This is a genomic window from Catellatospora paridis (assembly GCF_009720365.1).
GTDB lineage: Bacteria > Actinomycetota > Actinomycetes > Mycobacteriales > Micromonosporaceae > Catellatospora > Catellatospora paridis.
In genome coordinates this window covers 384,408-411,064 of sequence record NZ_ML769315.1, presented here as the reverse complement: position 1 = coordinate 411,064, position 26,657 = coordinate 384,408, and the positions used below count along the sequence as shown (strand labels likewise).

Genomic DNA, 26,657 nt, shown 5'->3' with positions numbered 1-26,657 from the left:
ACCCGCGCCGCGCGGCTAGATCGCCGTTTTCGGCCAGAAACTGCGGTGTCACCCGAGTTCCTGACCGGAAACGGCGATCTAGCCGCGCAGGCAGCAGGCGCGGGAACGTCAGGCGGCGGCGCGGCGGGCGGTGACGGCCTGGGCCAGGGTGGCCAGGGTCTGCTCGGTGGTCTCCCAGCTCATGCAGGCGTCAGTGACGCTCTGGCCGTAGGTCAGGGGCTGGCCGGAGTCGAGGTCCTGGCGGCCCGCGACGATGAAACTCTCCAGCATCACGCCCGCGATGCCGGCCTGGCCGCCGGCGATCTGCGCCGCGATCTCGTCGGAGACGACGGCCTGGCGCTCGTGGCTCTTGCCGCTGTTGCCGTGGCTCGCGTCGATGACCAGGCGGTGCTTCAGGCCGGCCTTCTCGGTCATGGCCAGCGTCGCGGCCACCGACTCGGGGCCGTAGTTCGGGCCGCTGCGGCCGCCGCGCAGGATCACGTGGCAGTCCTCGTTGCCGGTGGTGGTGACGATCGCGGCCCGGCCGTCGGTGTCCACCCCGAAGAAGACGTGGCTGTTGCGGCCCACCTCGCAGGCGTCGATCGCGCCCTGCACGCCGCCGTCGGTGGTGTTCTTGAACCCGACCGGCATGGACAGGCCGGACGCCAGCTGGCGGTGCACCTGGCTCTCGATGGTCCGGGCGCCGATCGCGCCCCAGGTCACCGCGTCGGCGATGTACTGCGGGCTGGTCGGGTCGAGGAACTCGCAGCCCACCGGCACGCCCAGGTCGAGGATGTCGAGCAGCAGCGCCCGCGCGGTGCGCAGCCCGCGGTGCACGTCGTAGGTGCCGTCCAGCCCCGGGTCGTTGATGAGGCCCTTCCAGCCGATCGTGGTGCGCGGCTTCTCGAAGTAGACGCGCATCACCACACACAGCTCACGGGAGTGCTGCTTGGCGGCCTCGGCCAGCCGGCGGGCGTAGTCCATGGCCGCCTCGGTGTCGTGCACCGAACACGGGCCGACCACCACGAGCAGCCGGTCGTCGCGACCGGTGAGCACGTCGCGCACCTCCTGGCGGGACCGTTCCACCAGCGCGGCGCGATGATCACCGAGCGGCAGCTCCGTGAGCAGCTCGCGCGGCGGCCGCAGCGGCTCGAAGGACAGGACGTGGACGTCGTTGGTCTGGGTCATCGGAGCGTCTCCCGGTTCCGTGGGGGGACGGGCCCCGCACCTCGGAATGTCCCAGGCCAGCCCGTCCATGACATGGCAAAGGGCGAAGACGAGACGTCTTCGCCCTGCTGGCTCTGGGTGGAATCGCGGTCAGCGCATAGAACCGCCGGCTCCACCCAGAGCCAGCGTAAAGCGCCAATACATGCGAACCACGGAGCGAAGCGTACCCCATGTGACCGCATCGATCCAGACTGCTGTCGCGCCGAACCGGACAGCAGGGGGCAGACCTCCGCGTCGACCAACTGAGCCGAGCGCGGTTGTGGTGATGGACTCATGGCCGCCGCTCGTCGATGCGTTTACTGTGGGCGCTCGAGACGGACACGACGAGGAGGCGGCCAGATGCCCACTGCGGAGGATCTGCCCGCCGAACCGATGCACGCCACCCGCACCCTGTCGGACAACGTCTACCGCTGGCTGCGCGACCAGATCGTGCTGGGCAAGATCGGCCCTAACGAGCCGCTGGTCGAGGCCGTGATCGCGGAGAAGCTCCAGGTCAGCCGTACGCCCATCCGGGAGAGCCTGCAGCGGCTGGCCGCCGACGGGCTGATCGTGTCCCACCGCCGCCGCTGGATCGTGCGCCAGCACGGCCGAGACGAGATCGTGGCCATCTACGAGGTGCGGATGGCGCTGGAGTCGTTCGCGGCCCGATTCGCCTGCCAGCGCGCCACCGATGCCGAACTCACCGCGATCGCCGCCCACTGCGACAGCTGGTCCGCCGGCGGCCCACCCGACGAGTTCGTGGTCTTCAACGACCGCTTCCACCACCTGATCGTCGAGGCCGCCCACAACCCCCGCCTGGCCCGCGTCATCGAGCAGAACCACCTGTACTACTTCAACGACCAGGTCGCCGCCCGCTACCGCCCCGACGAGATCATTGCCTCCCAGGCCGAACACCAGGACCTGGTCGAGGCGCTGCGCAAACGCGACGCGGACCGCGCGGCCGAGCTGTCCCGCCGCCACGCCGAGGAAGCCCTCGAACTGATCCTGGCCCGCCTGTTCTGACCCGCTCCGCCCGGCGCGGCCCCGCACCCGGCGCTAGTCTGCGGGAGTGCCCTACACCGGAGACGTGAGCCGCGGCGCGGCCGCCGACGTACGCGAACTCGACGACCTCGTCATCAGCAAGGTGTCCGTCGGCCCGCACGACAACAACGCCTACCTGCTGCGCTGCCGCCACACCGGCGAGCAGCTGCTGATCGACGCCGCCAACGACGCCGACACCCTGCTCGCGCTGGCCGGTGACTCCGGTCTGGCCACCGTGGTGACCACGCACCGACACGGCGACCACTGGCAGGCGCTCGCCGAGGTCGTGGCGGCCACCGGCGCGACGCCGCTCGCGCACCCCGACGACGCCGACGAGCTGCCGGTCAAGGCGCAGACCGTCGCGGAGGGACAGACCGTCCGCGTCGGTCAGGCCGAGCTGGAGGTCATTCACCTCGTCGGGCACACCCCGGGCTCGATCGCGCTGCTCTACCGCGACCCGCACGGGCACCCGCACCTGTTCACCGGCGACTCGCTTTTCCCGGGCGGGGTCGGCAACACCTGGGGTGACCCGCAGGCGTTCGCCTCGCTGCTGCACGACGTCGAGACGAAGCTTTTCGCCCGGTTGCCCGACGACACCTGGTTCTACCCGGGCCACGGCAAGGACAGCACGCTCGGCCGCGAACGGCCGTCCCTGCCGGAGTGGCGCACCCGCGGCTGGTGATCCGGGCCGCCGCGGATGTCAGCCCTTGCGCCAGGGCAGCGAGGAGCGTCGTGCGGATGCGGCGGCGGCCAGTGCGGGCACGGAGGCGACCAGGAACACCGTGCCCCCGATGACGTTGCCCGGCCGGGGCAGCTCGGGGGTGTCGGCCGCGGCCAGGCACAGGTCGACCTCGAAGCCGACCGTGCGTACCCGGGCGACCACGAAGGATCCGCCGGTCAGGGCGACCGTGCGCCGCTGCGCGGAGAGCACGGTGCCGTGCAGCCGGGCGTACGCCTCAGCCTGCTCGGGCGGTCCGAACACGCCGTACGAGATGAACGACTCGGGGCCCATCCGTGGCGGCCACGGCATGCCCTGCTCGACGATGTGGGCCGGCGGTTCACCGGGCTCCTTGCCGGGGCTGAGCAGGCTGGCGTCCGAGGCCGCGAACGCCGCCTCGTCGGCATGCACCGTGACGTCGACCCCGAGCGCGACCACGGCCGCCTCGGCGTCCACGGGCTGCTTGCTCGCGGACAGCAGGCGGCGCTGCTCCACCTCGACGGCCAGCATTGTCAGGGTCTCGCCGTCCGCGTCGACCACGTGCGCCACGGCGACCTCGTCGTTGACCGCGTGGAGTCCCGCCAGGCGCGCGCCGGGCGTGCCGGCGTACGAGGGAAGCAGGTCCTTGACCGTGCGTTCCTGGGTGGACACGACGAGCCGGGCGCCGCTCGGGTCCTGCCACGCGTGCACGGACGTCCCCGCGACCTCGCCGAGCAGTTCGGCCCGCTCCAGCGCTTCGCCGATCAGTGCGGACAGCCCGTCGCCGTCTGAGACGCCCAGGCCGACACATTCCAGGTTCGATGCCATCCGGCGACCTTAACGATCACCACCGCCTGTTGTCGGCCTGATTTCCGGCGGAAGGTCCGCCCGCGCTCGGCAGTGGACTCGATCGCCAGGGGCCTGCGCTGGGACCAGCTTCTGGCCGGTGGTGTGCGCGGGCTGGCCTCAAGCGGGCAAAGCCTGCTGGCGGCGGCGCAGGAACTCCTGTTCGGCCGTGTTGTCGGTGCGGGCAGCGGCCGTCTCGTAGGCGGCTGCGGCCTCCGCGTCGCGGCCCAGGCGGTGCAGCAGGTCCGCGCGCACCGCGTGGTACACGTGGTGGCCGTCCAGGTCGAGCGTGTCCAGCAGGGCCAGGGCCTGGCCGGGGCCGTCCACTTCGGCCACCGCGACCGCGCGGTGCAGTGCCACGACCGGGCTGGGCGCCAGTGCCAGGAGGCGGTCGTAGAGGGCCAGCACGCGCGGCCAGTCGGTGGCCGCGGCGTCGGGCGCGGCGGCGTGCACCGCGCTGATCGCCGCCTGGAGCTGGTACGGACCCAGCTGCCGCCGCCGCAGGCACCGGCCGACCAGGGTCAGCCCCTCGGCGATCAGCGCCCGGTCCCAGCGGCCGCGGTCCTGTTCGGGCAGTGGCACAAGCTGCCCGGTCGCGGTGGTGCGGGCCGCCCGGCGGGCTTCGGTGAGCAGCATCAGGGCGAGCAGGCCCAGCGCCTCCGGCTCGTCGGGCATCAGCTCGGCGAGCAGCCGTCCCAGGCGCACCGCCTCCTGGCACAGGTCGGCCCGCACCAGCGCGTCCCCGGAACTGGCCGTGTAGCCCTCGTTGAAGACCAGGTAGACCACGGCGAGCACGGACCGCAGGCGGGCGGGCAGGTCCGCGTCGCGCGGGACACGGTACGGGATGCCCGCGCCCTTGATCTTGTTCTTGGCCCGGACCAGGCGCTGCGCCATCGTGGCCTCGGGCACCAGGAACGCGTGCGCGATCTCGGCGGTGCTGAGGCCGCCGAGCAGCCGCAGCGTCAGCGCCACCTGGGCGGTGACCGCGAGCGCGGGGTGGCAGCAGGTGAAGATCAGGCGGAGCCGGTCGTCGGACACGGGTCCCTCCTCGGCCGGCGGGTCCGGGGCGAGCAGCAGCACGGCCTGCGCGTGCCGGTCGCCGCGGGTGGCCTCGCGCCGCAGCCGGTCCACGGCGCGGTTGCGGGCCGTGGTGATGATCCAGCCGGCCGGGCTCGGCGGCACACCGTCGTCCGGCCAGCGCCGCACCGCCTCGGCGAACGCGTCCTGGACGGCCTCCTCGGCGAGGTCGATGTCGCCGAAGGCGCGCACCAGCACGGCGACCGCGCGGCCGTACTCCGCCCGGAAGACACCGTCGACGTCGGCCAACTCAGGCCTCGGAGTACAGGGGGCGCACCTCGATCGGCAGGGTGACCGCGCGGGCTGCCTTGGCCGCCCATTCGAGCGCCGCGTCGAGGTCTGGCGCCTTGATGATCCAGAACCCGCCGATGTGCTCCTTGCCCTCGACGTACGGCCCGTCGGTGAGCAGGATGTCGTCACCCTTGGCGCGAACCACCGTGGCGGTCTCCGGCGGCTGCAGCCCGTCCTTGAACACGGTCACGCCGGCCGCGTCGAGCTCGGCGTTCAGCGTGGCGAGGGCCCGCAGCACCGGGTCCAGCACCTCGGGCGGCGGTGACCCGCCGTCGGGCTGGTAGATGCTGAGCAGGTACTGCTTCATGGCGGCGCTCCTCGTCTTCACGGCCGCCGGCGTCGCGGCCTCTCACCCTCTATACGTACAGCGTCCGCCCGAATCGACACCCTCGGCACGAAAGAAGGACGGTGGTGTGGCGCACGTATCGATCAGCGCCCCTTCCCGCGGCTGCGGGTGCGGCGGTAACGTGGGCGCTCCCCCGCCCCCCGGAGAGTTCCATGCCTGCCACCGAGCCCGTCGTCGCCGACCGGTTACTGCTGGTCAGCGTGCTGACCATCGGCGAATACGTGATGGAGCTGTCCGAGACGGTGATGGTCCGCCCGGGGCAGCGCACCTGGGTGCAGGGCAGCGCCTTCTTCGTGCAGTCGCCGAACGGGCAGACGCGCCGGGTCGAGGGCGACGTCTACCCGTTCTGTCGCGGCTGAGCGCTACTCCTGGGCGAGCAGCGTCGACAGGCGCAGTCGGCGTACGGACAGGGCGGGCAGCACCGCGGCGAGCCCGGACAGGGCCACCCCGGCCAGTGCCGCGGCGGCGGTGACCGCCACGGCCGTCGCGGGCACGGCGGCAGCGAACCGGTCGACGAAGAACAGCCCGACACCCGCTCCGAGCAGCGCGCCCGCGGCGCCGATGAGCACTCCCTCGTACGCGATGAGGCGGGTGAGCGCCCCGTCGCTCCATCCGGCCGCCTGCAGTGTCGCCAGCTCGGCCGAACGCTCCCGCACGTTGAGGTAGAGCACGTCGGCCAGCGCCAGCACGGCCAGTAGCAGCGTGGCCGCGACCGCGACGGTGTCCACGGCGCGGACCCGCAGCGAGACCGCGTCGCCGAGCAGGGTGCCGGTGACGTTGCCGTGGAACACCCAGGTCAGTGTCAGCAGCGTGGTGAACGCGCCGACCCCGAGCGCGACCGCGGCGGCGGCCAGCAGCGTGCGGCCCGGCCTGCGCCGGGTGTTGCGCAGCGCGGCGGACAGCACGGTGTGCCCGGTCCGCGAGCGCCGCGCCCGGCGTACGGGGGAGACCAGCGGAGCCAGCGCGGTGCCCGGGTGGGCGCGGGCCGCCTGGATCGCCGGGACGACCGCCGACACGACGGCCAGCAGCAGGGCCAGCGGCACCGCCGCCAGCGCCTGCGCCGTTCCCGCCGGGACGTCCACCGCCCGGCTCAGCGGCAGCGCGAGTCCCGCCGAGACCAGCCCGGCGGCCAGGCCGACCAGCGCGACCTCCCCGGAGACCAGCGCGGCCAGGCGGTGCCGTGGCCAGCCGACGCAGGCGAGCACGGCGAGTTCGCGTCTGCGGTCGCGGACCGCCGCCGTGGTCGCGTTGGCCAGGAAGAGCACGCACACGACCAGGATCAGGCCGAACAGCAGCACGCTCTTGCGGTCGATCGCCTCCATGATCGCCACTGCCACGCCCTTGCGGGTCCACAGCTCGGTCAGCCGCAGCTCGGGCCGCCCGAGCGTGCCGGCGGCCAGCTCGACGGTCTGCGGTTGCAGGGACGAGCCGACGGTGATGTCGACGTCGAGGCCGGTGGTGGTGCTGATCTCCTCGGCGATGCGCCGGATGCGCTCGCGGGTCAGCTCGTCCAGGGTGTGCACGTTGCCGACCCGCACCCGCACCGCGGAGATCGCGTCGCGGGCCCGCTGCGGGCCGATGATGCCGGGCAGTGCGTCCAGCGTGGTGAGGATCTGCGGGCTAGGTGCCAGGTAACCCTGCGGGTTGCTGGACGGGGCGAGCGGACGGTCGTCGAGCAGTTCGCGGCTCGCGGCGTCTGCCCCGGCTGCCCCGGGTGCCTGATACGTCTCCAGTGGCACTCGACTGAGCTGCGAGAACTCGGCGAGCCGCTGCGGATCGAAGACGCCGACCGGGTCGATCAGCAGCCTCGTCTCCCCGGCGTTCGCCGGCGTCGCCGCGCGGAACGCCGTGTCGTGGATGAAGCCGGACCACACGCCCCTGCCGAAGCGGAAGTCGTTCGTCCACTGGTCGGGCTGCGGCGCCGAGGCGGCCGGACGCAGTGCGCCGTCCGGCGAGCGCTCGTACCGCGGCGGCGCGTTGTGCACCAGCACGGCGGTCGCGATGCCGCGGACGCCGTTGACGACGTCCGGCTGCAGCGGCTGCGCGTCGACCCGGACGGTGCCGAGTCCGGCTCGTCGGGCCGACCCGAGGCGGTGATACAGGATGTCGGCAGTGGTCCCCGGCAGCCCGCTGGTGAGGGCGTCGTCGACCACGGAAGCGGCGACGGAGAGCGTCTCGTCGATCTGTGGCTGCCGGGCGGTCAGCGCGGGCACCAGCAGCTGGCCGGCCTTGGCCGAGGAGGTGTCGCCGGGACGCAGATAGCGACCCGATACGACGGCCCCGTCCAGGCCGAGCAGCCGCGCCTCCGGCTCCGGGTCGATCGCGGCCACCCCTGCGGTGGTCGGCCACAACATGCCCACCAGCAGCCGGTCCTGCGCCGGGAAGTCCTGGGTGTGCAGGCCGCCACCGCCGGTGTGCGCGGCCTGCAGGAACCGGCCGTCAGGCAGGAGGCGGAAGACGGTGAACTCCGGTGCCTTGTCGTCGGTGATCTGACTGCCCCCGGTGTGGGGCAGGCCTGCGCCGCACAGGCGACGCTTCGTCCCGTCCTCGGCCACCTCGATCGGGTAGAGGCCGCAGTGCGCCTCGTCCTTGAGCACCGTGCCGTCGCGGAATCGCACGCCGCCGCCGTCTGCGGACTCCATCGCGATGAGCGGGCGCTGAGTGATGTACACGTAGTGGCTGACCCGGGTCGAGCGGGACAGTCCGCGGTCAGCCAGGAAGGCCGGGTCGAGCCGGATCAGCTGCCGGGTCTTCGACCGGTCCACCAGATCGGTGATGTCCACCGGCGCCCAGTCGACGACGATCGTGGTGCCCAGGGTGGCGATCGGCGCGGCGACCTCGACGTCCTGGATCTCCTGGATGGCCCGGTACTGGTCGAGGGTGATACCGCCGTACGTGCCGGAGAGCTGGTTCGGCGCGACGAGCTCGCGTTCGCCCTCGGTCGCGGTGCGCGCTCCCTTGGGGCGGACGAGGATGTCGTACGCGCCGCGGAAGTTCGCGTTCACCTCGCCGGTGACCTGCAGCCGTGAGGTGTTGACGGTGCCGGTGAGCACGGTGAAGCCGGTCGTGGCCAGCAGGATCGCGGCGAACAGCGCGCTGCTGCGCCACAGCCGGCGGCGCAGCTGCGACCAGATCATGGTGATCACAGACGGGAACCGCCCAGCCTGCTCAGGGTCTGCTCGGGCTCCTCGCCTCCGGCCAGCGACACGTCCTGCACGACCTCGCCGTCGCGCAGCCGGATGAGCCGGTCGCAGGCCGCGGCGACGTGCTGCTCGTGCGTGGCTACCAGCACCGTCATGGGGTGCTCGGCGCGCAGCGCGGCCAGCAGATCCAGGATCTCGGTGCCGGTGCGGGAGTCGAGGTTGCCGGTGGGCTCGTCGGCCAGCAGCAGGCTGGGCGCGCCGACCAGCGCGCGGGCGATGGCGACGCGCTGCTGCTGCCCGCCGGACAGCTGCGAGGGCAGCGCGTTCTCGCGACCCGCGAGCCCCACGGCGGCGAGCAGTTCCCGGCCGCGGGCGGCCTTGTCGAACTTCACCCGGTACGGCACCACGGGCGCGATGACGTTGTCGAGCGCGGTGAGCGCGGGCAGCAGGTGGTAGCGCTGGAAGACGAAGCCGACCCGGCGGCGGTATGCGGTGAGGTGGCGGCGCTTCACCGAGGTGATCTCGACGTCGTCGACCGTGATGGTGCCCGCATCGGGCGCCTCGATCGCGCCGACGAGGTGAAGGAGGGTGGACTTGCCGGACCCGCTGGGGCCGGTGATCGCGGTCATGGTGCCCGGAGCGAACTCCAGCGACACCCCGGCTACAGCGGGTATCCGCACGTCGCCGCTTTGGTAGTGCTTGGCCAGTTCGGCCACGCGCACCGTGGCGCCGGCCCCCGTCGTGCTATCGGTCATGGTGGCCACTGTCGGTGTTACATTGTCACAATGCAAGGACCGTTCGGGCGGTTGTGACACAGCTGTGATGTCGAGAGGGGAGGGTGGTGTGCCATGCCGATCCAGCATGCAGTGCTGGCCCTGCTGCGTGAAGGGCCGAGCCACGGGTATGAGCTGAAGAGCGCGTTCGAGTCCGCGGTCGGACCGCAGTGGGGCGCGCTCAACATCGGGCACCTCTACCAGGTGCTCGACCGCCTGTCCCGCGACGGGTTCGTCGACTCCAGCCGGCTGGCGCAGGAGGTCAAACCCGACCGCGTGGTGTACCGGATGACCGACGCCGGGCAGCGCGAACTCGGCGACTGGATGACCTCGCCCAGCCCGCGCACCGCCGGCTTCCGCGACGACCTGTTCCTCAAGGTGGTCGCCGCGACCCGCACCGGCGACCCCGGCACGGTGTCCGATGTGCTCGCCGCGCAGCGTGCCCACCTGCTGCGCGAGCTGCGCAACCTGGAGACGCTGCGCCGCGACCCCGCCCGCGAGACGGTGGTGCGCCTGCTGCTGGCCGCCGCCGCCCGGCACGTCACCGCCGACCTGACCTTCCTGGAGGACGTCGAGGCCGAACTGCTCGCCTGAGCCCGATCCCCGGAACCGAGCCGCGCCGTCTGCTGTGGATCGTGGCAGCATGAAGGCGGTATGAACGGCTCTCGATGACAGGGATGGCGATGGCACCGGTGATCGCGCACGTGACGATGTCGCTCGACGGCTTCATGGCCGGGCCCGACGTGGGCGTGGCACACCCGATGGGCCGCGGCGGCGAGCGGCTGCACCAATGGATCTTCGATGGGTCGAGCGAGGTGGACTCCGCGGCGGTGCGGCGGCAGTTCGCGCTGACCGGGGCGGTCCTGCTGGGCCGGCGCACCTTCGACGTCGGGGTGGGCCAGTGGGGCGACACCCCGTACGCGGTGCCGTGCTTCGTGCTGACCCATCACCCGGCGCCGGACCGGACCGAGCGCAGCGGCACGTTCACGTTCGTGCACACCGGCCTGTCCGACGCGCTGGACCTGGCCGTCGCGGCGGCGGGGGAGCGGGCGGTGACGCTGATGGGCGCGGACGTCGTCCAGCAGGTGCTGCGGGCCGGGCTGCTCGACGAGATCCACCTGCAGCTCGCGCCGGTGCTGCTGGGCGGCGGCCGGCGGTTGTTCGACCACCTCGGGACCGACCACATCGAACTCGAACAGCTCGACGTCGCGCCGTCGCCGCACGTCACGCACCTGCGATACCGCGTCGTGAAATAGCCACGCCCGTCACTGGCCCCAGCGCCGCGCAGCGGCTACCTTCGGTCGCATGTCTGCCGGTGAGGTCGTGCTCTGGGTGCTGCTCGGGCTGGCCGCGCTGGCCGTCCTGGCCTTCGTCGGCATCGTGGCGAAGTTCGTGGGCAAGGCCGCGGTGTCCTACGCGCGGCGCAAACCCCCGCAGGCGGTCGGCTTCTTCGCCGTGCCGGGCGGCCTGGCCACCTTCGTCGCCACCTTCTTCGGGGCCGGCCTGCCGCTGGCCATGGGCCTCGGGATGATCACCGGCCTGGCCGTATTCCTGCTCGTCGCGATGGAGCTGGGTTAGCCAGGACACACCGACGCGGACCCCGGACACCCGTCCGGGGGCGTCACGACGTGTATGGTGGAGAGACAGTTTCTTGTTTGTGGTTGCTTCACCTGCCTGGTTTCAGTACACCGGGATCGGTTCTCCTTCCGGATCACCGTGGGTTTACCGCTGCTCGAGACGGCCCATCCGGGCCTCGCAGCGAGCGTGGCCCATCCGTAGAGGAGAACACAATGGCTTCTGGTGTCGTGAAGTGGTTCAACGCCGACAAGGGTTTCGGCTTCATCACCGTTGACGGCGGTGGCGCGGACGTCTTCGTCCACCACTCGGTCATCCAGCTCGACGGCTTCCGCGAGCTGCGCGAGAACGAGCGCGTCGAGTTCGAGATCGTGCAGGGCCCGAAGGGCCCGCAGGCTGAGGCCGTACGCCTCGTCTGACCCCCTCGCCACGCCCCTGAGCGTGGCGCGGCATGCTTGATTGTCCGGTTCCGTGGCGGCGACGCCGCGGAACCGGGTGCAACAACCCCACCATTCGGTTCGTTACCTGTCGACTCTCCCCGGCATCACCGGGTTCGAGAGCCTTCGCGCGGCGTGCCGACAGCGAGAGGCTCCAATTTGACCGCCGCAGTACACCATTCGTCGGCCCACCCCGTGCGCCGTCGTCCCCGTCGCCGCCCCACGCAGACCGGCCAGCAGGCCGTCGCCAAGGCGACCCCCACCCCCACGCCGGTGACGGCGGAGCCGGAGTTCACCGGCCCGGTGGCGACGAGCTTCACCGAACTTCCGCTCCACCTCTCGCTGGCCGGCGTGCTGGCCAAGCAGGGTCTGACCGTGCCGTCGCCGATCCAGGCGCGCACCATCGCCGACGCCGTCGCCGGTCGCGACGTGCTCGGCCGCGCCCGCACCGGCTCGGGCAAGACGCTCGCCTTCGGGCTGCCGATGCTGACCCGCCTGGCGGGCCGCCGCGCCCGCTCCCGCCAGCCGCTGGCCCTGGTGCTGGTCCCCACCCGGGAACTCGCCGCCCAGGTCGCCGCCGCGCTGACCCCGTACGCCACCGCACTGAACCTGCGTACCGTGACCGTCGTCGGCGGGCTGTCCCTGGGCCGCCAGGCCGACCAGGTGCGCGCCGGTGCGGAGATCGTCATCGCCACCCCGGGCCGCCTCAACGACCTGCTGGACCGCGGCGACTGCAGGCTCGACCAGGTCGACATCACGGTGCTCGACGAGGCCGACCAGATGGCCGACATGGGCTTCCTGCCCCAGGTCACCTCGCTGCTGACGGCCACCGCGCCGGGCGGGCAGCGCATGCTCTTCTCGGCCACCCTCGACGGCGACGTCGACCGGCTGGTCCGGCGCTTCCTGAGCAACCCGGCCCGGCACTCGGTGGACCCGCCGGCCGGCGCGGTCACCACCATGGAGCACCACCTGCTGCACGTCGACGCGGCAGACAAGGACACCGCCACGGCGCACATCGGGGCGCGCGACGGTCGGGTGATCATGTTCGTGAAGACCAAGCACCGCGCGGACCGGGTCGCCCGGCGGCTGCTGGCCAGCGGGGTCACCGCGGCCGCGCTGCACGGCGGCAAGTCGCAGCCGCAGCGCACCCGCATCCTCGACCAGTTCAAGTCGGGCGCGGTCAACGCGCTGATCGCCACCGACCTCGCGGCGCGGGGCATCCACATCGACGACCTCGACCTGGTCGTGAACTACGACCCGCCGAACGACGCCAAGGACTACCTGCACCGCGGCGGCCGCACCGCCCGCGCCGGGCGCACCGGCACGGTCGTCACCCTGGTGGTGGCCGAGGAGCGCCGGGAGACCGCGCGGCTGGTCGCCGCCGCGGGCGTCGCCGCCCGGACCACCGCGGTCCGCCCGCACGACCAGGAGCTGGCCCGGATCACCGGGGCACGCACGCCGTCGGGCACCCCGGCCGTGCTGCCGGCTCCGCCCGCGGCAGCCACCTCGGAGGACGGGCAGGCCGCCCGCCGCTCCAGCCGTTCCCGGCGGGGCCGCCGGTCGCGCTGACCGCGCTGCCCGACCCCGATTTTCATAGACGCTGGCCTATCTGATCGAGTTTTCGTAGATCGAACTCGATCAGATAGGCCAGCGTCGTTGTGTGGGCGCGGAGCGGCGGGCGCGACGGGGCAGGCGTGGCCGGACGTGCGGGTCGGCGGTGTTCGGTTGCGCGTGGTCGTGGGTGTGGCGACGGTGCGTGGTCGCGTTTGGACAGGCCGCTCGCCCCTGCGGCACAATGGCCGCATGACGCGCTGGCAGTACGCACGGCTCGAATACCGATCGGCGGGCACCCTGGGCGCGGATCGCTTCATGGACTGGGACGCGGTCTTCCACGGCCCCGACGGCGTCGAGCGGTGGGGCACCGACGAGCGGTTCGACGACCTGCGCCACCTCAACCGGGCCGGTGAGTCGGGCTGGCAGGCGTACGACCGGGACTCGGTGTTCCTGCACACCGAGCCCTACCGCCTGCACGCCTGCACCTACTCGCTGCGCCGCCGGATCGCCTGAGCGACGGCCCCGGCTCAGGCCGTGCGACGGCCGAGGTAGAGCAGCGTCTCCACGGCCAGCGTCACCTTCTCGGGCAGCCGCTGCAACAGCGCCGTGAACAGCGCCTCGCGGGTCGCCTCCGGCAGGATGCGATACGTCGGCTGGGTCGACAGGTAGGAGACGTAGTCGTCGGCCGACAGCGTGCGCTCCCAGGTGTAGAGCCGCTCGGCGAGCTCGCCGAACTCGGGCAGCGCGGCCAGGTCCGGCCCGGGCCAGTACGCCGACAGGTCGGCGCCGTCCGCGGGCTCCTCGTCGATCATCGCGTGCGGGGCGTGGCCGGCGTGCACCTCGCGGACGAGTGCGCGCAGGTCGTCGTCGGCGATGCGGTCGAAGTTCCAGAACAGCGCGATCGTGCCGCCGGGGGCCAGCGCCGCCGCGGCCCGCCGCCAGCGCTGCGAGCCGTCGGTCCACTGCCACGCCTGCGCGCAGAACAGCAGGTTGAAGGCGAGGTCGGGCTCGTACTGCTCCCACAGCGCGACCACGATGCGCACCGAGGACTGCCCGGACAGCCGCTCCGAGAGCAGCGCGGCCATCTTCGGGTCCGGCTCGATCGCGGTGATCTGCAGGCCGCGCGCCGCGAACGCGGTGGTGGCCTTGCCGGTGCCCGCGCCCACCTCCAGCGCCTGCACCCCGATCCCGGTGTACGCGAGCACGTCGTCGACGAGCCCTTCCGGGTAACCGGGGCGGATCCGGTCGAACTCCTCGGCGATCTCGCCGAACATGAGGCCCTGGGTGCGCGCGTCACTCATTCGCGAGAGCGTAGTGCCATCGCGGTCGCCGCGACACTCGGGGGAAATGATCCACGTCGGCCGATCATGGGCGCTCCGAAACGGAGTGAAGGCGCGCGCCGCGCGTTGCTACGCTGCCGGCCATGGTGCGGGTGACGAACAGGACCATGACCGGCAGCTGCTTCGCCGGGGTGAAGGTCACGCTCGACGTCGAACCGGCCGCCGAGCGCAGCATCCACGTCGCCGACGATTTCATCGACCTGCGTGACCGCGACCGCGACGACGAGTACATGCGCGAGGAACTCGCCAACGAGCAGTGGGTGGCGGAGCTGACCACCGGCGCGCTGCGGGGCGTGCGCTCGGCGCTCATGCGGTACGAGTACCGCACCGGGCCGCTGCGCGTGGTGCTGGTCAAGCACTACCTGCACATCGTCGACTCCGGCTACGGGGCCGTGCAGGCAGCCGCGTCCCGGGCGGTGCGGGCCGCGATCGACCAGCTCCCGCACCGCATGGTGTGCGACTGGGTCACGTTCACTCCGGCCGGTCCCGTGGTGCGGCTGGCCAACCCGGTCGACCCCGAGGTCGGCGTCACGGACGCCGAGGTCTTCGTCGAGGTCACGCCCGCCGCCGAGCGGGCCGTCGTGCTCGCCGAGGATTTTGCCGCCGGCGTCAACGCACCCCGGCTGGATGCGGCGGACCTGGCGCGGATTCCCGACCTCGCGGTCGCGGCCGCGCACGCCGCCCTGGACAAGCACGAGGAACGGGTCGGGCCGCTGCGCCTCACCCTGCTCGGCCACCGACCGCACCAGGCCGTGCCCTGGTCGTTGGAGCACCAATACCGGGATGCCCTCGACGACGGGGTGCGGATGGCCGTGGAACAGCTGGAGTTCGCCCTGGCCGAGCAGGCGGGCTAGGGCCAGTCGTCGCCCGCGTCCAGGCGGCGCTGCAGCAGCGTCGCCAGCGGCATCGACTCACCGTCGCGCGCGCCCCGGCCGACGATCAGCGGCGGGTCGGCGGGCGGCACCTGCGCGCCGCGCAGGCGCGCCCGCAGCGACGACGGCACGCCGAGCACGTAGTAGCGGCCGTCCTCGGTGATCGCGAGGGTGTGGTTGCGGTGCACGTACCAGCCGCGCAGGTCGGTGCGGTAGCGGCCGCCGCCGTCGTAGGCGAACGCCGTCAGCGCCGTGGTGCGCAGGCCGCGCGCGGCCGCCTCGCGGGCGAACCGGGTCACCAGCTCCATCGCCTGCGCCGTCTCGGCCGCCCGGCGGCGCTGCTCGGCCAGCGCATGCTGCGCCACCGCATGATCGCGCTGCGCGCGCCAGTCCGACTGCTCCGCCACAGCCCGACCCTAACCGGCCCGTCCCGCCCGCCTGCGCCGGATCTCCACCCTGTCCATGTTCGGCCCCCACGGACCTGCTGCTGCCACACGCCGACCCGGTCGACTGACCGGGCCGGCCCGGTCAGCTCGGTGGGGAGACGCGCAGCCACCAGTCGCCGGTCATGTGCTCCGTCTCCACCGTGATGGTGACCGGTTCGTTGAGCAGGGGGTCCACTCCCAGCTCCGCCAGGCTCTCCGCGCTCACCTCGGCGATCCGCTCCACCAGCGTGTAGTTCCACCAGGTCTTCGTGTCGACCAGCCGGCCGTTGACCTTGATGCGCATGATCCCAGGTGTCTGCGACAGGCCGGCCACCTGCAGCGGCCCGCCGCGCCACGGCATGGTGACGGTGTGCGGGCCGGCGGCTTCGACCAGCACCGAGCCGACGAGCCAGGCCGAACTGGGGCGGGACAGCGTCTCCAGCTCGTCCGGCCGGGCGGGCAGCGGGTACTCGTCGAACGGCACCGACTCGCCGAGCACGACCACCATGACGCCGTCGGCGGGCACGGTGCCGCCCGGGGCGGCGTACGGGCCGCTCGGAGCGGGGTCCTCCAGGAAGGTCGACGGTTCCTCGACGATCAGCGTGACGGTGGCCGGCCTGCCGATCGAGACTCCGGCGCTGCGCAGCGAGGTCTCGGTGAGCCGGGCGCTGCCCGAGAACCCGATCTCGCCGTCGGTGTCGCAGCCGGTTCCGTAGATCTTTTTGCCGTTGATCAAGACGGAGACGTAAAGGCTTAGCTCCTTCTCCGTATGCGCGCAGGCCACCTGGACCTTGCCGTCGAGCTTCGTCGGAGTCCACCGGAAACCGGCCGGGGCGTCGCCGAAGGTCGCCTGCCCCCGCAGGACGATGTGCTGACCGTCATCGAATTCGGGGAAGTCGGCCACGTCGTAGGGCACGGCCGGCGCGGCCAGCAGGTACCCGGCGGTGGCGGAGGCGAGCGCCAGGAACGCGGCCGCGATCCGGTTGCGGCGGCGCTGCGTGATGCGCCCCCGGACCGCGGTGAGCCGCTCGTTGCCCGCGGGCACGTCGTCGTCCGCGGGCAGCGGCAGGGTGCGCAGCCCCGGGTCCAGGCGCAGGCTGGCCAGCGCACGGGAGGTGTGCGTCTTCACCGAGCCGGGGGAGATGCCCAGGGTCTGCGCGATCTCGGCTTCGCTGAGGTCCTCGAAATAGCGCAGCACCAGCACCAGTTTCTGCTGCCGGGGCAGCTTCGACAGGGCCCGCCAGACCTCGTCGCGGTCGTCGACGGCGGTGTGCGGCGAGGGCGCAGGGCGCTCGGGCAGTGTCTCGGTGGGTCGCTCGCCGTGCCAGCGGCGGCGCCACCAGGAGTTGTACGTGTTGGCCAGCACCCGCCGCACGTACGGCTCCGGGTTGCCGTGGATGCGCCGCCACGCCGACCAGGACCGGGCCAGCGCGGTCTGCAGCAGGTCCTCGGCCAGCGCGTGGTCGCCGGTGAGCAGGTACGCGATACGCAGCAGGTGCCGCGATCGCATGGTGACGAACTCGTCGAACTCCGCCGTGCCGGCCATCCCCGTGCGCCTCCTGATCGTCCCGGTCGGCTACTCCTACCGGGCGGGCCGGCGCGCCGGTTGACACGATGGCGCAGTGATTCTGCCCGAGGTCAGCCCGCGGGCATCACCGCCAGCCACCAGTCGCCGGTCAGGTGTTCGGGCTCGACGGTGATGGTGAGCTGATCCGGATACTGGGCGCTCAGCCCGCGCGCCTTCGCGTCGTCACCGGCGGGCGCGAACTCCGACTGCCACGTCTGCTGGTCGTAGTCCCACCAGGTCTTGACGTCGACGAGCACGCCGTTGATGCGCAACCGCAGCACGCCCGGCGTCTGCGAGCGGGCCATGATGCGCACCGCGCCGCTGCGCCAGTCGAGCGTGGCGGTGCGCGGGCCGTCCGCGGTGAGCAGCACGCTGGTGCCCGTCGCGTACGCGGGCCGGTCCAGCGGCGTGAGGGTCGCCGGCCGCTCGGGCAGGTCGACGGTGTCGAACCCGGCCGACTCGCCGACGAGGAGCGCGAGCACACCGTCCGCGGGCACCTCGGACTTCGGTTCGGTGAGCGGGGTCGAGGAACCCGTATAGACGTACGCCACGTCCAGTGCGAAGGTGACCGTGACCGGCTTGCCCACCTCGACGCCGGCGGCGCGCAGGGTGTCCGCGGCGGCGGTGACCCGGCTGTCGAAGGACAGGCCGCCGGTCTGGCAGTCCACCGCACCGAGCGAGTTGCCGCCGACCCACACCCTGACCTCGAGCGGCACCTCGTACCCGGAGTGCGTGCAGGCGGGGAAGAACGCCAGGTCGAGAGTGGACGGGGTGAACGTGATCTCGCCGGTCTCCTCGGCGAAGGTGGCCTGCGCGCGTTCGGTGATGCGGTAGCCCTGGTGGAAGTCGGGCACGCCGGCCAGCCCGTCGGTCTCGCGGCCGGGCGCGATGACGTAACCGGTGATGCCGGCCAGGACCACCGCGAGCGCCGCCGCGGCGGAGGCGAGCCGGCCGCGGCGCTGCTGCACGATGCGCCGGCGTACGCCCGCCAGGCGCTCGTTGCCGGCCGGGGCGTCCTCGTCGATCGCGGGCATCGGCTGCAGGTCGGGGTCGAGCCGCAGCCGGGCCAATCCCTTGGCGGCGTAGCTCTTCACCGAGCCCGGCGAGATGTCCAGCGCCTTGGCGATCTCGGCCTCGCTGAGGTCCTCGAAGTAGCGCAGCACCAGCACGACCCGCTGCTGGCGGGACAGCCGGCCGAGGGCCCGCCACACCTCGTCGCGCTCGTCGACGGCCGCCTGCGGCGCCGCGATCGGCTGCTCGGGCAGCGACTCGGCGGGGCGCTCGCCGTTCCACCGGCGGCGCCACCAGGAGCGGTACGTGTTGAGCAACACCTGCCGCACGTACGGTTCCGGGTCGCCGTGGATGCGCCGCCACGCCGCCCACGACTTGACCAACGCGGTCTGCAGCAGGTCCTCGGCCAGCGCGTGGTCGCCGGTGAGCAGGTACGCGATACGCAGCAGGTGCCGCGATCGCGCCATCACGAACTCGTCGAACTCCGCCGTGCCGGCCATGCTCCGCAAGCCTCCTGATCGCCGCCGTCAGCAACACGTACCGGTTGGACGGCGGCGTCGGTGGGGTGGTGTCGCGAGAAAATCTCGTCCGTAGGTTACGTGCCGGGCTGGTCGACGGTGAGCCACCAGTCGCCCGTCATGAACTCGGGCTCCACGGTGATGACCACGGTCTGGCCGGTGACGAGGGCGGGCAGTCCCAGCCGCGCCGCGTCGGTCGTGTCGACGTCCAGGAAACCGGCCCGGTTGTCCTGCTGGTAGTCCCACCACCCGAAGTTCTCCACCGCGATGCCGTTGACGGAGACGAGCAGGCTGCCCGGGGTCTGCGCCCGGGCCCGCAACGTCAGCGAGCCGCGCCACTCCACCGTGGTGACCTGGGCCTCGGGGCCGTAGAGCCGGATCCGTCCCGGTTTCGCGTCGGGACTCGGCAGCGGGTCCAGGCTCGCCGGTCGCGACGGCAGCGGGTACTCGTCGAACGGCAGCCGCTCGGCGACGGCGACCGCCATCACGCCGTCGTCGGCGGTCCGCTGCCGGGTGTCGACCGCCGCGCCGACGGCGCTCAGCGTGATCCGGGCAGGCTCGCCGACGCGCAGGTTGCGGGCCGCCGCGGTGCGCGCGTTCATGGTGCGGGCCAGGGTGAACTCCATCCGGGTGCCGCAGGTGACCGTCGCGATGTAGGCGCCGTTGACGCTCAGCTCGACCTCGGCGGGCAGCAGGCCGGTGGCGCAGGCCGGGAACAGGGTCACGTCGGTGCTGCCCGGTGTCCACACCAGCTCCGCCGTGCCCTGGGAGAAGTTCGCCTGCAGCCGGGCCACGATGCGGTGCCCGCGGTAGAGCTCGGGCAGGTCGGCGACGTCGCCGCGATCCGGGCCGGGCGCGAGCGCGTAACCCGAGATCGCGGCGATGACGATCAGGCAGGCCGCGGCCGCCGCGGACAGCCGGGTGCGGCGGCGCTGGATGATCCGCCGCTGGACCGCGACCAGCCGCTCGTTGCCCACCGGCGCGTCGTCGTCGGGCTGCGGCAGTGCGCGCAGCGAGGGGTCCAGGCGCAGGGTGGCCAGGCCCCGGGAGGCGTACGCCTTCACCGCGCCCGCTGAGATGTCCATGGTCCGCGCGATCTCCGCCTCGGTGAGGTCCTCGAAGTACCGCAGCACGAGCACCACGCGCTGCTGGCGGGGCAGCCGGTCCAGTGCGCGCCACAGCTGGTCGCGCTCGTCGACCGCGCTGTGCGGCGACGGCCCGGCGTGCTCGGGCAGCGTCTCGGTGGGCCGCTCGCCGTGCCAGCGCCGCCGCCACCATGAGTTGTACGTGTTGACCAGCACGCGGCGCACGTACGGCTCGGGGTCGCCCTGGATCCGCTTCCACGCCGTCCACGACTTGGCCAGCGCGGTCTGCAGCAGGTCCTCGGCGAGGATGTGATCGCCCGAGAGCAGGTACGCGATGCGCAGCAGGTGGCGCGAGCGCACCGTCACGAACTCGTCGAACGTCGCCGTGTCGGCCATACTCCCCGTGCCTTTCCGTCTGCGGTGTCGAGATCCTGTACGACCTGGGCCGCCGCCGGGGTTGCGCGCGATGCGCAAGATTCTGGCGTGCCGCGGTCAGCTGTGCTGCTGGGGATAGATCGCCACGTACCAGTCGCCGACCAGGCGTTCGGGCACGACCGTGATCGTGATCTTCGAGCCGGGGCGCGGCGCGAAGCGGAAGCCGTAGCCGTAGCGGCCCGCGGGGTCGAGCACGGCGCGGCTGCCGTGTTCCAGCTGCAGGAAGGGCGTGCCGAAGTCCAGGTTGGTCGCCAGCGCGCCGTCGACGAGGATGCGCAACCGGCCGGGTGTCTGCGCGTTCGCCGACAACACCAGCGGACCGGTCCACGTGAGCGTGGTGCTGTGCGCGCCCCCGGACTCCAGCATGGTCACCGTGGCCGGGTCGACGGCGTCCTGCGGCGTCCGATCCAGCGGCGCGCGGGACGGGGCCGTGCCCGGCCAGGGGAGCTCCGCGTAGGACGCGGGTTCACCGATCGCGACGGCGACGGTGCCCTCAGGCAGCGGATCGTCACCGTTCTGCCCGAATTCGAGGTCCAACGTCACGGTGGCGGGACGGCCCGCCACCAGGCCCAGTGCCGCCGGGTCCAGCGCGGTGAAGAAGCCGTCGAAGCCCATGTCGGTGTCGCCGGTGCAGGTGTCCATGCCCGTGCCCGCCGGCCGCCACCCGTTCACGCTGACGCGTGCGGTGAGCACTTTGTGCTCCCCCAGGTGCCGGCAGCCGATGAACAGCGCCTCCGGGCGGCCGCTGGGTGTCCAGGTGAGCGCGGGGTCCAGGTGGGGCGTGTAGCCGTGCTGGGCGGAGGCGGTCAGGCGGTAGTAGTCGACGTCGGCGAACGCCGGGCTGCTCTGTGCGAACTGCGGCACCTCGATCGGGAACGCGGGCTCCGGCAGCGCCCGTGCGCGCAGGTGCGGCAGCAGCGCGTACGCGGCGATCAGTGCCAGCGCGACCAGGCAGGCCGTCGCGACCCCGGCGACGCTTCGGCGGCGGTTCCCGGCGATCCGGGTGCGCACCGCGGACAGCCGGTCGTTGCCCACCGGCCCGTCGTCGTCGGGCTGCGGCAGCTCCCGCAGGCTCGGGTCCAGCCGCAGCTTCGCCAGCCCCTTCGATGCGTGCGTCTTCACCGAGCCCGCGGAGATGCCGAGGGTCCGGGCGATCTCCGCCTCGCTGAGATCCTCGAAGTAGCGCAGGACCAGGACGACCTTCTGCTGCCGGGGGAGCCTGGCCAGGGCTCGGCGGAGCTGGTCGCGGTCGTCGACGGCGGTGTGCGCCGAGGGCGCGGGGTGCTCGGGCAGCGTCTCGGTGGGGCGCTCGCCGTGCCACCGCCGCCGCCACCAGGAGTTGTACGTGTTGGCCAGCACCCGGCGTACGTACGGCTCGGGGTCGCCGTCGATCCGCCGCCAGGCCGGCCAGGAGCGGGCCAGGGCGGTCTGCAGCAGGTCCTCGGCCAGCGCGTGGTCACCGGTGAGCAGGAACGCCACCCGCAGCAGGTGCCGCGACCGCGTCACCACGAACTCGTCGAACGTCGCCGTCTCGGCCATCCCCGTCGCCTCCTGATCGTCCCGGTCAGCAACTGGTACCGCCTGACCGGCGGGTCAGGTTGAACCGATGTCCGAGCAGATCCGGGGATGGGTGAGGATAGCGGGGTGGAGATGTGGAACAACCCCTCGTGCTCGAAGTGCGCCACCGCCCGGGAGACGTTCGAGCTCAACCAGGTGCCGGTGACGCTGCGGCCGTATCTGGACGCGCCGCCGACCGCCGCCGAGCTGGCCGACGTGCTCGACCGGCTTGGCGCGCAGCCGTGGGAGATCTGCCGGCTGGGCGAGCCGGCCGCCGCCGAGCTGGGATTGGCGGACTGGAGCCGGGACGCGGTCGACCGCCCCCGCTGGATCGCGGCGATGGTGGCTTATCCGCAGCTCATCCAGCGCCCGATCCTGCTGCTCGACGACGGAACCGCGATCGTGGCGCGCACCCCCGAGGCACTGGCGCAGGCCCTCTCCACCCCGACCACCGACTGACATGGCACAGGCAGTCGTCCCGGCGGAGGCCGCCGGGACCGGGCCCACGCGTGCCCGGAACAGGTTCAGCGGGCTCGACCTGCTCGCGTTCGCGCTGCTCGGCGCGGGGCTGCTCGCGGTGGCGACCCGGCTGGTGCCGCCCGCCGGCGCGCTGGCGAGCGGCCGCCGCATCCTGCCCATCCTGATCTTCCTGGGCACGGTGATCGTGCTGGCGGAGCTCGCCGCGCGGGCCGAGCTGTTCGACGTGATCGCCACGCGGCTGACCGGCTGGGCGCGCGGGCGCAACGTCGCGCTGTTCGCGCTGTGCTTCGCCTTCGCCGCGGCGACCACCGTGCTGCTCAACCTCGACACGACGGCGGTGCTGCTCACCCCGGTGATGCTGGCCATGGCGGCGAGGGCCGGCGTGCCGCCGCTGCCCCTGGCGATGACGACGATCTGGCTGGCCAACGGCGCGAGCCTGCTGCTGCCGGTGTCGAACCTGACGAACCTGCTGGCCGCGGACCGGATCGGGCTGTCGGTGGGCGGGTTCGCCGGGGCGATGGTCCTGCCGCAGGCGGCGGTGCTGGTCGCGGTCGGCGGCTGCCTGTGGATCTTCTACTGGCGTGGCAACCCGGCCCGGTACACCCCGCCCGCGCCGATGCGGCCGCGCGACCGCCGGCTGCTGCTGGCCGCGGCCGCCGCCTGCACGGTGTTCCTGGTCGGCGTGCTGTGGGGCGAGCGGCTGGAACTGGTGTCGGCGGTCTGCGCGCTGGTCCTGGTCGCCGCGTACGCCCGCTGGGACCGGGCCGCGCTGCGCTGGAGCCTGCTGCCGTGGCGGCTGCTCGTGCTGGTCACCGGCCTGTTCCTGACCGTCGAGGCGGTCGGGCGGCTAGGCCTGGCCGACCTGATGAGTGCCATGATCGGCGTCGACCCCGGCGCGGTGGGCGTCGTGCGGGCGGCCGTCACCAGCGGGCTGCTCGCCAACGCCGTCAACAATCTGCCCGCGTACGTGGCGGGCGAGGCCGTGGTCGCCGCCGGACACCGCGACCAGCTGCTCGGCCTGCTGCTCGGGGCGAACGTCGCCCCGCTGGTCACCGCGTGGGCGTCGCTGGCCACGCTGCTGTGGGCGCAGCGCTGCCAGGCCGCCGGGGTGCGCATCGGCTGGGGCAGGTTCGCGGCGACGGGGGCGGTCACCGGGGCCGCCGCGCTGGCCGCCGGGACCGCCACCCTGCTGCTGGCGCGGTGACTCAGGCCAGCAGCTTGTTCAGCTCGCCGTAGCTCACCGCGCCGGCCAGTGCGTCGTAGGTGCCCTTGGCCAGCAGCTCCTCGGTCGCCCGGCGCATCACCGCGTACGCCGCCTCGGCCACCGACGAGCCGAGGCTCACCCGAGCCACCCCGAGCGCGGCCAGCTCGGCGACGGTCGGGGAGCCCGGTCCGGCCAGGATGTTCAGCGGCGCGCCCACCCCGGCGACCAGCTCGGCGATCACCGCGGGGTCGGCCGTGCCGGGCACGAAGACGCCGTCCGCGCCCGCCGCGACATAGGCCCGGGCCCGGGTGAGCACGTCCGCGACGTCACCGCCGCGCAGGAACGTGTCGACCCGGGCGTTGATGAACAGGCCCGCCCCGGCGGCGGCGCGGGCGGCGGCGATCCGCCGGGCGGCCTCGTCCACCGGCAGCAGCGGCGCGGGGCCGACGCGGTCGCTGTCCTCCAGGTTGACGCCCGCCGCACCGGCCGCGACCACCAGCCGGACCGTCTCGGCGACCCCGGCCGCGTCGGTGGCGAACCCGCCCTCGATGTCGGCGGTCACGGGCACCGCCACCGCGCCCGCGACCCGGGCCACCAGGTCGACCGCGCGGTCACGGTCCAGCACGTCGCCGTCGGCCGCGCCCAGGCTCCAGGCCACCCCGGCGCTGGTCGTCGCGACCGCCGCCGAGCCCGCCTGCTCGGCGAGCCGGGCGCTGGCCACGTCCCAGGCGTTGGCGAGCAGGAGCGGGGTGCCCGGCTGGTGCAGGGCGCGAAAGGCGGCGTACTTGTCGATCGTCATGGGCCCAGTCCACCACGGGCTGCTGACAGCGGCTGGCAGGAAAACGACGCCGGCGTCACCGGCGACCGCGATGTCGCTTTCTCGCGAGTAACCGGGTCCCCGCCCTGGCTACGGTGGGGGCATGTACGAGGACTTCGAACGCTGCGTCCGAGCGGTGCACTCCCGCGACGCCCGCTTCGACGGCTGGTTCTTCACGGCCGTGACCAGTACGCGCATCTACTGCCGGCCCAGCTGCCCGGTGCCGCCGCCGCAGGTGCGGCACATGACCTTCCTGCCCAGCGCCGCCGCGGCCCAGCAGGCCGGGTTCCGGGCCTGCAAACGGTGCCGCCCCGACGCCAGCCCCGGCTCGCCGCAGTGGAACGCGCGCGCCGACCTGGTGGGCCGCGCGGTCCGGCTCATCGCCGACGGGGTCGTCGACCGGGAGGGCGTGCCCGGCCTGGCCCACCGGCTCGGCTACAGCACCCGGCAGGTGCAGCGGCACGTGCTCGCCGAACTGGGCGCGGGCCCGCTGGCGGTCGCCCGCGCGCAGCGCGCCCAGGCGGCCCGCACCCTGATCGAGACCAGCACCCTGCCCATGGGCGACATCGCGTTCGCGGCGGGGTTCGGCAGCATCCGCACCTTCAACGACACCGTCCGCGAGGTGTTCGGGCTGACCCCCGGCGAGCTGCGCGAACGGGCCGGTCGCGGGGCGCGGGCACAGGCCGCGCCGGGCACCGTCACGGTCCGCCTGCCGTACCGGGCGCCGCTGGCCGCCGACGAGCTGTTCGCGCAGCTGTCCGCGGACGCGCTGCCCGGGGTGGAGGAGTGGCGCGACGGGGCGCTGCGGCGCACCCTGCGACTGCCTCACGGCACCGGCGTCGTCGCGCTGCGTCCCGCCGCCGGGCACGTCGAGTGCCGGCTGTCCCTGGCCGACCTGCGCGACCTCGGCAGCGCCGTGAACCGCTGCCGGTGGCTGCTCGACCTGGACGCCGACCCGGTCGCCGTGGACGCGGCGCTGGCCGCCGACCCGCTGCTCGCGCCGCTGGTCGCGGCCGTGCCAGGGCGGCGGGTGCCGCGGGCCGTGGACGGGGTCGAGCTGGCGGTGCGCGCGGTGCTGGGGCCGGACGCGGCGGCACGGCTCGTGACGGCGTACGGCGAACCGATCGACGACCCGGACGGCGGCCTGACCCAGGTGTTCCCCGACGTGTCCGCACTGGCCGCAGCCGACCCCGCGGTGCTGGAGGTCCCGGAGCGGGCCGAGAAGGCGTTCCTCGCGCTCGTCGCGGCGGTCGTCGCGGATGCGCTGGACCTCGGTGTCGGCGCCGACTGGGCGGTGGCCCGGCAGCGGCTGCGGGAACTGCCCGGACTGGACGAGTCCACCGTGGAGTTCATCGCGATGCGCGCCCTCGGCGATCCCGACGCCTGGCCGGGGACCGGGCCGCACGGCGAGCCGGCCGAGCGGTGGCGGCCCTGGCGCGCGTACGCCTTCGGACACCTGGCCGGGTGACCGGAACGGCGTCTTGGCGGGACGCGGCGGTCCGGGTTACGGTGCGGCGATGCGAGAGACGTCGATCAGTCGCGGCACTGCCGGATCGCTCAGCGCGGCACTGCTGTTCCTGGTGCTGGCCTACCTTTACGGGGCCGTCGCCTACCTCGTCAGCGACGCGTCGTACTTCCCCGAGCAGTCCCCGCCCGGCTGGTCCTGGCCGGCCGTGCTGGTGACCATGTTCGGCTTCGTGCCCGCGGCGGTCCTGCTGGTGCTCGCCTGGGGAGCGTGGCGCTCGCCGCAGGTGCGCGCCGACGCGTTCACCCGCCGGCTGCTGGCCGTCGCCGGGGTGGCCGCCGTGCTGATGCTGCTGGTGATGGCCACCCCGCCCGGCTGGGAGCTGTTCGACTGGTACGTCAGCTGACCGGCTGCTGCTCGGGCTCCGAGCGGCGCACCGTGCGCTGCTCGGCCCACTGCGACGTCTCCGCGGCGACCAGGCTCTCCACGTTCTCCACGAGCAGGGTGTCGGCGCGCTCGCCGTCGTAGGGGACCGCGCCCGCGCTCCACACGACCGCCTCGCGCTGCATCGCGACCAGCGTCGCGCTGGCCCGGATCCAGCTCTCACCCGGCCGGACCAGCTGCCGCAGCCCGGCCAGCACGGCGACCAGTGCGCCGAGCACCGCGGTGACGGCGGTGGACGCGCCGAGCGCGGCCGCGGCCGGGATACTCGCGGCGATCACGACGGTCACGCCCTCCACCGTGTAGTTGGCGATCCGCTGGCGGCGCACCTGCTTCGAGTACCACAGCAGCCGTTCCTGCACGCTCATCGGCAGCTGCGCGCCGCCCGGTGAGGTGAGCCGCTGCCACCAGATGCCCTGCGCCGTGCCGTCCGCCATCGCGTCCTCCTGGAAGTCCCGATGATGGTGGCACGCAA

General features: G+C 73.1%; 28 protein-coding genes. 14 read left to right on the top strand and 14 right to left on the bottom strand.

The window, feature by feature from the left end:
* Positions 1-108: 108 nt before the first annotated feature.
* Positions 109-1,167 carry a 3-deoxy-7-phosphoheptulonate synthase gene (locus F9C41_RS14720; protein ID WP_155387336.1) on the bottom strand — a complete coding sequence of 353 codons (1,059 nt, stop codon included), beginning with the start codon at positions 1,165-1,167 and terminating at the stop codon, positions 109-111.
* Between the two features lie 378 nt (positions 1,168-1,545).
* On the opposite strand from F9C41_RS14720, the gene F9C41_RS14715 reads away from it, so the two are divergent.
* Positions 1,546-2,208, top strand: coding sequence for a GntR family transcriptional regulator (locus F9C41_RS14715; protein WP_196279768.1), 663 nt, complete (start codon positions 1,546-1,548; stop codon positions 2,206-2,208).
* Between the two features lie 46 nt (positions 2,209-2,254).
* Positions 2,255-2,908 carry an MBL fold metallo-hydrolase gene (locus F9C41_RS14710; RefSeq protein ID WP_155387334.1) on the top strand — a complete coding sequence of 218 codons (654 nt, stop codon included), beginning with the start codon at positions 2,255-2,257 and terminating at the stop codon, positions 2,906-2,908.
* 18 nt (positions 2,909-2,926) lie between these two features.
* Here the strand turns inward: F9C41_RS14710 and F9C41_RS14705 are convergent, their stop codons facing one another.
* The 3 genes from F9C41_RS14705 to F9C41_RS14695 form a co-directional block, all read right to left on the bottom strand.
* Positions 2,927-3,751: a hypothetical protein gene (locus F9C41_RS14705; RefSeq protein ID WP_155387333.1), complete on the bottom strand. Its 825-nt coding sequence runs from the start codon at positions 3,749-3,751 to the stop codon at positions 2,927-2,929.
* 138 nt (positions 3,752-3,889) lie between these two features.
* Positions 3,890-5,095 carry an RNA polymerase sigma factor gene (locus F9C41_RS14700; protein WP_155387332.1) on the bottom strand — a complete coding sequence of 402 codons (1,206 nt, stop codon included), beginning with the start codon at positions 5,093-5,095 and terminating at the stop codon, positions 3,890-3,892.
* Between the two features lies 1 nt (position 5,096).
* Positions 5,097-5,444, bottom strand: coding sequence for a YciI family protein (locus F9C41_RS14695; protein WP_155387331.1), 348 nt, complete (start codon positions 5,442-5,444; stop codon positions 5,097-5,099).
* A gap of 191 nt (positions 5,445-5,635) precedes the next feature.
* On the opposite strand from F9C41_RS14695, the gene F9C41_RS14690 reads away from it, so the two are divergent.
* Entirely contained in the window at positions 5,636-5,842 is a 207-nt protein-coding gene (locus tag F9C41_RS14690) for a hypothetical protein (RefSeq protein WP_155387330.1), read from the top strand.
* Positions 5,843-5,845: 3 nt separating this feature from the next.
* On the opposite strand, the gene F9C41_RS14685 is transcribed toward F9C41_RS14690, so the two are convergent.
* Together F9C41_RS14685 and F9C41_RS14680 are read right to left on the bottom strand one after the other, a co-directional pair.
* On the bottom strand, positions 5,846-8,620 hold the full coding sequence (locus tag F9C41_RS14685; RefSeq protein WP_330164768.1) for an FtsX-like permease family protein: 2,775 nt from the start codon (positions 8,618-8,620) through the stop codon (positions 5,846-5,848).
* A gap of 5 nt (positions 8,621-8,625) precedes the next feature.
* The gene (locus F9C41_RS14680; RefSeq protein ID WP_155387328.1) at positions 8,626-9,381 is read right to left on the bottom strand and encodes an ABC transporter ATP-binding protein; all 756 of its coding nucleotides are present in this window, start codon (positions 9,379-9,381) and stop codon (positions 8,626-8,628) included.
* 93 nt (positions 9,382-9,474) lie between these two features.
* Here F9C41_RS14680 and F9C41_RS14675 point away from each other — a divergent pair, with 93 nt between their 5' ends.
* The 6 genes from F9C41_RS14675 (at position 9,475) to F9C41_RS14650 (ending at position 13,478) form a co-directional block, all read left to right on the top strand.
* A complete protein-coding gene (locus F9C41_RS14675; RefSeq protein WP_155387327.1) occupies positions 9,475-9,993 on the top strand; it encodes a PadR family transcriptional regulator in 519 nt (172 codons plus the stop codon).
* Between the two features lie 89 nt (positions 9,994-10,082).
* Positions 10,083-10,655, top strand: a complete 573-nt coding sequence (locus F9C41_RS14670) for a dihydrofolate reductase family protein (protein ID WP_155387326.1) — start codon at positions 10,083-10,085, stop codon at positions 10,653-10,655.
* A 49-nt stretch (positions 10,656-10,704) separates the two neighbouring features.
* Positions 10,705-10,977: a hypothetical protein gene (locus tag F9C41_RS14665; protein WP_155387325.1), complete on the top strand. Its 273-nt coding sequence runs from the start codon at positions 10,705-10,707 to the stop codon at positions 10,975-10,977.
* A gap of 212 nt (positions 10,978-11,189) precedes the next feature.
* Positions 11,190-11,393, top strand: coding sequence for a cold-shock protein (locus F9C41_RS14660; RefSeq protein ID WP_120318694.1), 204 nt, complete (start codon positions 11,190-11,192; stop codon positions 11,391-11,393).
* 177 nt (positions 11,394-11,570) lie between these two features.
* A complete protein-coding gene (locus F9C41_RS14655) occupies positions 11,571-12,980 on the top strand; it encodes a DEAD/DEAH box helicase (RefSeq protein ID WP_196279767.1) in 1,410 nt (469 codons plus the stop codon).
* 234 nt (positions 12,981-13,214) lie between these two features.
* Positions 13,215-13,478 (top strand): hypothetical protein, encoded by a 264-nt coding sequence (locus F9C41_RS14650; protein ID WP_155387324.1) that lies wholly within the window; start codon positions 13,215-13,217, stop codon positions 13,476-13,478.
* 14 nt (positions 13,479-13,492) lie between these two features.
* Here F9C41_RS14650 and F9C41_RS14645 read toward each other — a convergent pair whose 3' ends face one another.
* Positions 13,493-14,266, bottom strand: coding sequence for a class I SAM-dependent methyltransferase (locus tag F9C41_RS14645; protein ID WP_155387323.1), 774 nt, complete (start codon positions 14,264-14,266; stop codon positions 13,493-13,495).
* 122 nt (positions 14,267-14,388) lie between these two features.
* On the opposite strand from F9C41_RS14645, the gene F9C41_RS14640 reads away from it, so the two are divergent.
* Positions 14,389-15,159, top strand: coding sequence for a hypothetical protein (locus F9C41_RS14640; protein ID WP_155387322.1), 771 nt, complete (start codon positions 14,389-14,391; stop codon positions 15,157-15,159).
* On the opposite strand, the gene F9C41_RS14635 is transcribed toward F9C41_RS14640, so the two are convergent.
* The 5 genes from F9C41_RS14635 to F9C41_RS14615 all read right to left on the bottom strand — a co-directional run bounded on the left by F9C41_RS14635 (position 15,156) and on the right by F9C41_RS14615 (position 21,757).
* Complete coding sequence (locus tag F9C41_RS14635; RefSeq protein WP_155387321.1) at positions 15,156-15,584, bottom strand: hypothetical protein; 429 nt, start codon at positions 15,582-15,584, stop codon at positions 15,156-15,158. The two genes, F9C41_RS14640 and F9C41_RS14635, sit on opposite strands and share 4 nt — an antisense overlap.
* A 121-nt stretch (positions 15,585-15,705) precedes the next feature.
* Complete coding sequence (locus F9C41_RS14630; RefSeq protein ID WP_155387320.1) at positions 15,706-17,148, bottom strand: SigE family RNA polymerase sigma factor; 1,443 nt, start codon at positions 17,146-17,148, stop codon at positions 15,706-15,708.
* Positions 17,149-17,240: 92 nt separating this feature from the next.
* Positions 17,241-18,680: a SigE family RNA polymerase sigma factor gene (locus tag F9C41_RS14625; RefSeq protein ID WP_155387319.1), complete on the bottom strand. Its 1,440-nt coding sequence runs from the start codon at positions 18,678-18,680 to the stop codon at positions 17,241-17,243.
* Positions 18,681-18,775: 95 nt separating this feature from the next.
* On the bottom strand, positions 18,776-20,179 hold the full coding sequence (locus F9C41_RS41245; protein WP_230689597.1) for a SigE family RNA polymerase sigma factor: 1,404 nt from the start codon (positions 20,177-20,179) through the stop codon (positions 18,776-18,778).
* 96 nt (positions 20,180-20,275) lie between these two features.
* A complete protein-coding gene (locus tag F9C41_RS14615; protein ID WP_155387318.1) occupies positions 20,276-21,757 on the bottom strand; it encodes a SigE family RNA polymerase sigma factor in 1,482 nt (493 codons plus the stop codon).
* An 87-nt stretch (positions 21,758-21,844) separates the two neighbouring features.
* On the opposite strand from F9C41_RS14615, the gene F9C41_RS14610 reads away from it, so the two are divergent.
* Both F9C41_RS14610 and F9C41_RS14605 read left to right on the top strand, forming a co-directional pair.
* Positions 21,845-22,234: an ArsC/Spx/MgsR family protein gene (locus tag F9C41_RS14610; protein WP_230689596.1), complete on the top strand. Its 390-nt coding sequence runs from the start codon at positions 21,845-21,847 to the stop codon at positions 22,232-22,234.
* A 1-nt stretch (position 22,235) separates the two neighbouring features.
* Positions 22,236-23,459: an ArsB/NhaD family transporter gene (locus tag F9C41_RS14605; RefSeq protein ID WP_155387317.1), complete on the top strand. Its 1,224-nt coding sequence runs from the start codon at positions 22,236-22,238 to the stop codon at positions 23,457-23,459.
* 1 nt (position 23,460) lies between these two features.
* Here the strand turns inward: F9C41_RS14605 and F9C41_RS14600 are convergent, their stop codons facing one another.
* Positions 23,461-24,258: an isocitrate lyase/PEP mutase family protein gene (locus F9C41_RS14600; protein ID WP_155387316.1), complete on the bottom strand. Its 798-nt coding sequence runs from the start codon at positions 24,256-24,258 to the stop codon at positions 23,461-23,463.
* 121 nt (positions 24,259-24,379) lie between these two features.
* Between F9C41_RS14600 and F9C41_RS14595 the strand changes: the two genes are divergently transcribed.
* Together F9C41_RS14595 and F9C41_RS14590 are read left to right on the top strand one after the other, a co-directional pair.
* Positions 24,380-25,744 carry a DNA-3-methyladenine glycosylase 2 family protein gene (locus tag F9C41_RS14595; RefSeq protein WP_155387315.1) on the top strand — a complete coding sequence of 455 codons (1,365 nt, stop codon included), beginning with the start codon at positions 24,380-24,382 and terminating at the stop codon, positions 25,742-25,744.
* 49 nt (positions 25,745-25,793) lie between these two features.
* Positions 25,794-26,147, top strand: coding sequence for a hypothetical protein (locus F9C41_RS14590; RefSeq protein WP_155387314.1), 354 nt, complete (start codon positions 25,794-25,796; stop codon positions 26,145-26,147).
* Here F9C41_RS14590 and F9C41_RS14585 read toward each other — a convergent pair.
* Positions 26,140-26,619 (bottom strand): DUF4231 domain-containing protein, encoded by a 480-nt coding sequence (locus F9C41_RS14585; protein ID WP_155387313.1) that lies wholly within the window; start codon positions 26,617-26,619, stop codon positions 26,140-26,142. The genes F9C41_RS14590 and F9C41_RS14585 overlap by 8 nt on opposite strands.
* Between the last annotated feature and the right edge of the window lie 38 nt (positions 26,620-26,657).